Source organism: Streptomyces sp. NRRL WC-3549, assembly GCF_000721935.1.
Lineage (GTDB): Bacteria > Actinomycetota > Actinomycetes > Streptomycetales > Streptomycetaceae > Streptomyces.
In genome coordinates this window covers 49,869-54,872 of sequence record NZ_KL585432.1, presented here as the reverse complement: position 1 = coordinate 54,872, position 5,004 = coordinate 49,869, and the positions used below count along the sequence as shown (strand labels likewise).

Below are 5,004 nucleotides of genomic sequence, written 5' to 3'. Positions count from 1 at the left end.
CCCCCTGCCGTTGGCGGAGTACGCGGCCCGGGTCGAGGACCCGTCGGTGGTCCTGGAGGAACTGGTCGCCGGGGACGTGTCCGTGCGGTCGCGGATCGCCGCGGGCTGGCGGGACCTCGGTCCGGGCGACCGGGGGGCGCTGGCACGCCTCGCCGACCTGGCCCCGGACGGCGGCTTCACCCTGGAGCGGGCGATGGCGGCCCTGGGGTGCGGGGAGCGGGGGGCGATCCGTACGGTCGAATCGCTCATCGGCACCGGTGCGGTGACCTCGCCGGCCGGGGAGGTCACCGCCCACGCGGCGTTGTACGAGGTGCCGCGCCTGCTCTGTCTGTACGCCCGCGAGCGGTCCGGGGGCGGTGCGGGCGGGCCCGGTGGGGTGCCGGAGCCCCCCCTGCCGTTCAGCCGAGGGTGAGCAGTTCCAGCAGCCCGGCGGGGGCGGGGCCCTGCCCGCCCTCGTCCCCGGCCCCGGCCCCGGCCCCGGCCCCGGCCCGCGACAGGAAGTGCAGGCCGAGCAGGACGCCGGCCGCCCCTGTGGCGAGGTCGGCGGAGAAGCGGCGCAGGGTCGCGCCGGGCACCAGCAGCCGGTCCTCGTCGGCGACGAGGTGCCAGGTGAGGTTGCGTACGGAGGCCAGGACGTCGTCGTTCTCCCCGGTGCGTGTCGCCGTACCGCGAACGCCCCCGGCGCCCGTCGCCGTACCGAGCTGGCCCGCCGCCGCGACGAGCCCCGTCCGCCCGGTGAACAGGCCCGGTTCGCGCACGAATTGCGTGACACAGCCCGTGCGCACCCCCGAGAGCAGGGCACTCGGCGCGGGCTCCCCGAACCGGGCGGCGTACGCCTGGGCCACCAGCGCGACGCCCGCACTGCCTTGGTCCAGGTAGAGCAGATGGCGCCGGCCGTCCTTGACCTGGACGGAGCCGCCGGGCATGGCGACGAGGTGCCCGGTCTCCCGGTCCAGGGCCTCGCGTGCGGCCTCCCGCAGCCACGCCTCGCCGGTCAGCGCGTAGAGCTCCAGGTGGAGGAGGGCGGCCCCGCTCAGCCCGCGCAGCAGTCCCGCCGACTCCGGGAGGCGCGTGCCCGGTACCGCCTCCCCCCGTACCAGTTGGTCCAGGTCCCACGCGGTGCGCAGGGCGGTGTCGAGCAGCGCCTGGTCGGGGGACGGGCCCGTGGCGCGGGCCATGCGCAGGGCCGCGAGCGCGATCCCCGCGCGCCCGGTGAGCAGATCCGCCGAACCGGTCGCCGGTGCGGGCGACATGGCCCGGTCCCACAGCGCCCGCCCCTGCTCGGCGCGGCCGAGGAGGGTGAGGACGAGGGCCGTGCCCGGCAGCCCGTCGTAGAGTCCGCCCGCCGCGGCGGGGTCCCGGCGGAGCGCGGCCGAGGCGAGCCAGTCGGTCCACTCCTCGGGGACGGGGGCGCCCACCCGGCGCAGCGCGTACAGGACGCCCGCCGCGCCGTGCGCGACATCGGTGCCCCCGGTGGCGAAGAGGCCCGGGTCGCCGGGGAAGAGCCGGTCCGCCCGCTCCGGGGTGGCCCCGGCGTGGATCCCGGCCAGCAGGCGCGTGCGGATCTCCGCCCAGTCCGGGACCGGCCCGTCGAACAGGGAGGCCACCTCCGCCTCGCGGCCCCGCGAGGCCGTCGCCTCCTGGAGCAGCCGGGGCCGTGGCGGCCCGGCGTCGGCCGGGAGACCGTAGCGCCGCCGGGCCCAGCTCTCCAGGGTGAGGGCCTTCGCCCTCTCGTGTCCGGCCATCTCCGTGATCGGCATCAGCATGGTGAGCCAGGTCGCCCAGAGCGCGTAGGCGTCCGCCTCCGCTCCGGGGGTGCCCGGCGGTGCCTGGAGTCCGAGGGCCCCGGCCAACGGGGTGCGCTCGTCGTCGAGCCCGGTGGCGTACTCGAAGTCGATGAGGGCGACGCGACCGTCGGGCCGGAGGATGATGTTGGAGGGGTGCAGGTCGCCGAAGCGGAGACCCCGCGCGTGGATCGCCTCCAGCGCCCGGGTCAGTTCGCCCAGCACGGAGTCCACCCACGCGGTGTAGGGGGCGAGTCGGGCCGCCGTGTCCGCCCCGCGCACGAGGGCGAACCGGGCGACGATCTCCTCCAGCAGGGTGCTGCCCTCGATGTGCTCCTCGATCAGGAAGTGGTGCTCCCAGACGGTCCGTACCCCGTACACCTCGGGAACGCAGTCCAGGCCGGCCAGTGCCGTCAGCGCCCGGTGCTCGCGGTGCAGGCGGGTGACGGCGTCGTCGCCCGCGCCGTCGAGGCCGCAGTGCGGGCGCGCCTCCCGCAGCACCACCTGCCGGCCCGTCTCCCGGTGCCTGGCCCGGTAGATCCCGCCGGCGTTGGAGAACTGGAGCGCCTCGGTGACCGTGTAGGGGAAGCCGTCGTCGCGGGCGGCGGCCCGCGCGGCGAGGTGCGGCCGCAGGGCCGCGGGGACTTCGAGCCACTCGGGCATCCGGAAGACCACACCGCGCTCGTCCGGCACCAACTGTCCGGAGGGGTCGCGCAGGGCGAGGACCCGGCGGCCTTCGGCGTCGGTGCACCAGAGGGGGACGTAGGCGCCGTACCGGGTGTACACCGGGGCGTCACCGATGCGCAGGTCGCTGAGGACGTAGGGGCCGCTGCGTCCCGCCAGGACCCGGGACAGCGTGTCGGCCAGGGTCAGGAACACTCTCTCGTCGGGCGGGTAGACCGCGATGAACTTGCCCGCGCCGCTGCGGTTCATGTACTTGTCCGCCATGAGCAGCAGCGCCCGTTCACTGCGCAGGAACTTGAACGGCACCCCGTGGCGGAGGCAGACGCGGGCGGTGTCCCGCAGGGTGGCCTCGGCCTCCTCGGGCACGGTGGACACATGGATCTTCCAGCCCTGCTCGGCCGGTTCGCCGTCCTCGGGCACCAGGGAGGTCCACAGGCCCACGGCTTCGCGCCGCCAGCCGGCCGGGGGCGGTTCGCTGTCGAGCCGGTACCGGGTCTCCCGGTCCGGCAGCCGGTCCGGGACGTCGAAGTACCTGCGGTCGGCGAGGCAGTAGAGCTGGGTCTCCTGGGGGCCTGGCACGCTCGGCTCTCCTTTCGCGAAGCCCACCGGGGGCACGGGGGCCGCCGGGGGCGCGGGCGGTGGATGCGGCGCGGGTGTTCCGACCCGCGCGGGTCAGTCCCCGGGCACGGCACGGTGCGCGCCGGCCGGGGTATGACCGGGGTCGGGCGCCGGTGCGGTACGGGGGTCGGGCGCCGGTCCCGGACCGGGGTCCGTGGCCGGTGCGGGACCGGGGTCCGGGGCCGCCGGGTCCGCCGGTTCCGCCGTGTGGTGCGGGGCGACCCTCTGCCGTGTGGAGGGCGCGAGGGTGACCACGAGGGCGGACACGGCCAGCACGCAGCCGGTCAGGGTGAACGCCCAGCGGGCGCCGAAGGCGGTCAGCAGCGCGCCACCGGCCAGCGGGCCGAACGGCTGGACGATGGAGGACAGGAAGCTCGCCGCGCTCTGCACCCGCCCCACCCGCTCCTCGGGGGTCACGACCAGCAGGGTCGAGAGGAACCCGATGCTGGCGATCGTCGCCAGGCACATGCAGAGCGCGCAGAGGGCCCCGGCCACCAGCGGATCGGTGAACCACGCCATCCCCCCGGCGGCCGTCACACAGGTCCAGCAGGTGGCGAGGATCAGGAGCCGGGAGTGCCGGTCGGGGTTGATCCGGGGCGCGATCAGCGCCCCGGCCAGCGCACCGGCCGAGACGCAGGTGATGACGAAGCCGCCGCCGACGCCGGAACGGCCTCCCTCGGAGAACACGGACAGGGCGGTGAAGGTGAGCGCCCCGAACGCGAAGTTCATGCCGAGGCCGAAGACGAGGAGCACCGTCCGCAGGTACGGGATGCCCCAGAGGAAGGTCAGACCCGCCGTCAGCTCGCGTCTGCTGAACACCGGGCCCGCAGCGGTCTTGGCCCGGGATCGGGTGCGTACGAGGGCCACGCAGACCGTGGACAGCAGCAGGCCGAGCGCCTCGGAGGCGAACGGCAGGGCCGGGTGGAGACCGAACAGCGCGCCCCCGACGAGCGGTCCGACCAGCCGGACCGTCTGGGTGCGCGCCTGGAGCCGTGCGGTGGCGGTGCCCATCTGCTCGGGCGGGACGACCGCGCGCATCAGGCCGAAGACGGCCGGGGCGTAGATGCTGCTGAGCACCGCGCCGGAGGCGGCGACCAGCAGGACGAGCGCCATGGGGGCCCGCCCGAACCAGACGGCCGTGGCGAGGGCGGTGACGACGGTCAGGCTGCCGATGTCGCACAGCCGCATCAGCCGCCGGCGTTCGACGCGGTCGGCCATGACGCCGCCGGGCAGCATCGTGATCAGCACGGCTCCCACGGCGACCGTCCCGACGGATCCGGCCTGCACCGCGGAGCCGGTCTCCCTGAGCACGAGCAGGGGGAGGGCGAGGGCGCTCATCTGCGCCCCCAGGACGGCGAAGAGGCCGCTCATCCAGAGCAGCCGGAAATCCCGGTTGTCGCGCAGCGGCGTGGTCATCGGGGGCTCCCGGTGGTCGTCGGGGTGGTGACGAGAGGTGCGGGCGGCCGTGCGGGGCGGGCCACACGGACGCGGCGGTGCCGCGCCCGGATCCGGAACCCGCCGTACGGCGCCCGTCGCCCGCGACGCGCGGGCCGGCGGCCCGGCACGGGCCGCAAAGCGGCGGCGGGGCGGTCTCCGTCATGACGGAGCCGCCCCACTCACCGGCCGGCCGGGCGCCACGGCGGAGGCGTCTGCCTCGGTCCGCCGTGGCGCACGACCCGGTTCATCCGGTCACTTGGCGTTCTCGACCACGCTGACCAGGCTGACGCAGTTGCCCGGGGCCACGACCTCGTGGACGGACGTCTCCTGGAGGTCCAGCACGGAGTGCGCCTCGACCTCGGGGGTCTCGTTGTTGTCGTCGGCCGCGGGCTTGGTGTTCTCGGACATGGTGGTCTCCGTCCACTCGTCACTGCGCTGGTCCCGGTACCGCCGGCGTGAACCGGGATCCGGTGCGGCGGGG

Annotated in this window: 3 protein-coding genes and 1 pseudogene; 1 reads left to right on the top strand and 3 read right to left on the bottom strand. The window is 75.8% G+C overall.

Annotated features, from left to right (window positions below):
- Positions 1 to 412 (top strand): annotated as a pseudogene (locus IH13_RS0130910) (AfsR family transcriptional regulator); the annotation flags it as partial.
- Here the strand turns inward: IH13_RS0130910 and lanKC are convergent.
- The 3 genes from lanKC to IH13_RS44135 all read right to left on the bottom strand — a co-directional run.
- Complete coding sequence (gene lanKC, locus IH13_RS0130905) at positions 399 to 3,047, bottom strand: class III lanthionine synthetase LanKC (RefSeq protein WP_031089484.1); 2,649 nt, start codon at positions 3,045 to 3,047, stop codon at positions 399 to 401. The pseudogene IH13_RS0130910 and the gene lanKC sit on opposite strands and share 14 nt — an antisense overlap.
- 93 nt (positions 3,048 to 3,140) lie before the next feature.
- On the bottom strand, positions 3,141 to 4,502 hold the full coding sequence (locus tag IH13_RS0130900; protein ID WP_037842909.1) for an MFS transporter: 1,362 nt from the start codon (positions 4,500 to 4,502) through the stop codon (positions 3,141 to 3,143).
- A gap of 273 nt (positions 4,503 to 4,775) precedes the next feature.
- On the bottom strand, positions 4,776 to 5,004 hold a 229-nt coding region (locus tag IH13_RS44135; RefSeq protein ID WP_234433453.1), incomplete at its 5' end, for a hypothetical protein.